3 protein-coding genes are annotated in these 2,042 nt (G+C 28.4%); all 3 read left to right on the forward strand.

The features are described 5' to 3' along the window. Positions 1 to 181: 181 nt before the first annotated feature. A complete protein-coding gene (locus tag U9R42_11805) occupies positions 182 to 1,291 on the forward strand; it encodes a serine hydrolase domain-containing protein (GenBank protein ID MEA3496707.1) in 1,110 nt (369 codons plus the stop codon). Positions 1,292 to 1,639: 348 nt separating this feature from the next. Then, positions 1,640 to 1,918 carry a DUF1016 N-terminal domain-containing protein gene (locus U9R42_11810; GenBank protein MEA3496708.1) on the forward strand — a complete coding sequence of 93 codons (279 nt, stop codon included), beginning with the start codon at positions 1,640 to 1,642 and terminating at the stop codon, positions 1,916 to 1,918. Positions 1,919 to 1,926: 8 nt separating this feature from the next. Continuing rightward, a partial coding sequence (locus U9R42_11815; GenBank protein MEA3496709.1) for a type II toxin-antitoxin system PemK/MazF family toxin occupies positions 1,927 to 2,042 on the forward strand: 116 nt, incomplete at its 3' end.

A 2,042-nucleotide genomic window follows, 5' to 3' on the forward strand; every position in this document is an offset into this window, starting at 1 on the left:
GACAGAAGACAGTCATATATTTTTCCAACATCATTGGAAGAAGTAATCCGAAAAACGCAACCTAAAAAAAGCAAATCATTTTTGAGCAAATCAGAAATAGCTTTATATTTGACAAAAATTTAATCGGTGGTTAGGGTTATTAGACAGACTGCCGTTAGCATTAATACTAAAAATCAGAATTATGAAAAAGAAACACATTTTAATTTTGCTTTTATTATTGAGTTCGGGATTTATTTATAGTCAATCAGACGTAGTTATGAATAATTTAACGACTAATAATTTAATCACAGAAACTCAAAAAGAAGGAATATATAACAAACTCAATGTTTTCCCAAATAAAACACAAGTATCAATTGCACTAATAGAAAATGGTAACGTTAAAATTTACGGAATAGAAATTAAAAATGACACTATTTCCTACCTTGAAAATTACAATTCTGTGTTTGAAATTGGTTCAATAACAAAACTATTTACATCTACATTATTAGCAAATTTTGTCATAAATAAAAAGATTAATCTTGATGATAATATTAATCAATTTTTAACTATTCCGTTTAATGACAGTATATGTCTTACTTTTAAGCAATTGGCGACACATACGTCAGGTTTGCCAAGAATGGCGAATAACTTTACAATAACAGCTTTATTGCACATGAAAAATCCTTTTAAATATTATACCGAAGAAAAATTAGAAAAGTATATCCGCAAAAAAATGAAATTGGTTTATGACCAAAATGAAAGACCGCATTATTCAAATGTTGGTGTAGGAATATTGGCATATACACTCTGTAATATCGCTAATAATGATTTTGAAACTTTGTTAGATAGTTTAATTTTTTCAAGATACGAAATGAATAATTCATCATCACATAAAAATGAAGTTTTAAATAAATTAGTAATTGGATTAAATAAAAAAGGTAAAGAAACCCCAAATTGGGATATGGGTTCAATTTACGGAGCAGGAAGTATTTTATCGACAGTAGAAGATTTATCAAAATTTGCATTAGCTCAATTTGATAATTCAAATAAAGAATTGGTATTAACTCGTCAAGTATGTGTAACTGACACATTAAGTTTTAATATGGGACTAGGTTGGCATATTTTTAAACCTTACGATGACACTTGGTATTTTCATAATGGAAGAACTGGTGGTTATTCATCTGGTATTATGATTGATGTAGTCAACAAAAATGGAATTATTATTTTGTCAAATGTATCTGCTTATAATAAACAAGCAGATAATATTGACGATTTATGTGTTAAACTTATGAAGACATTAAATAAACAATAAAAATGCGAACATTTACTTGAAAAATCAGCGAAACTTATGTTAATACTAAACCGCCATCAAGATACTGAAAATAAAACATTTCTTTTCGCCCTGTTTTTATTCAAAAAATTATTCCGTAGCCACAGCTATGCAAGAATTTTGTGAAGAAAAACAAAACAAAAATAATTTATTTTCTTAATCAGCATCTTAATAGCGGTTTAGTATAATACCAATTCTGGCATTTTATTTTATTGGTCAATTTGCAGAACGAAAATATCAAAAATAATATAGATTCTCTCACAGTTGTGAGAGATTTGAACACTTTACGATTTCTATCGCAGTTGTGATAGATTTTGAATAAATTTGAGCATGGATAAATTATTAGCATACAACAATTTTTTCGGTGAAATAATCGACACGATTAATTCAGCAAGGTATCAAGCTTTCAAGTCTTTGAATAAGTTTCATATTGGTCAAAAATTTAAAATTGGTAGAATAATCGTAGAAAATCAGGATAAGAATAAATGGGGACAATCTATTGTTGACACTTTATCGAATGTATATATTAACCGAAAACTACCCACTCTATTAACCGAAAAGTATCCGGAGGGGGGTAATTTCTTTTTTTTGAAACTCTCTGTCTATTAGGGAGTGAGATTAAGAAAACAAGACCTTGTGTAATCATTTCACCCAATGAGATGAATAAATATCTTAGAACAATTATTGTCGCACCAATGACCACAAAGTCGAGAAAATACCCAACAAGAATTGA

The organism is Bacteroidota bacterium (assembly GCA_034723125.1).
Classification (GTDB): domain Bacteria; phylum Bacteroidota; class Bacteroidia; order CAILMK01; family JAAYUY01; genus JAYEOP01.

Excerpts from the sequence above, each read along its gene's own strand:
- U9R42_11805 (MEA3496707.1), top strand. The coding sequence starts at position 182 with ATGAAAAAGAAACACATTTTAATTTTGCTTTTATTATTGAGTTCGGGA.
- U9R42_11810 (MEA3496708.1), top strand. The coding sequence starts at position 1,640 with ATGGATAAATTATTAGCATACAACAATTTTTTCGGTGAAATAATCGAC.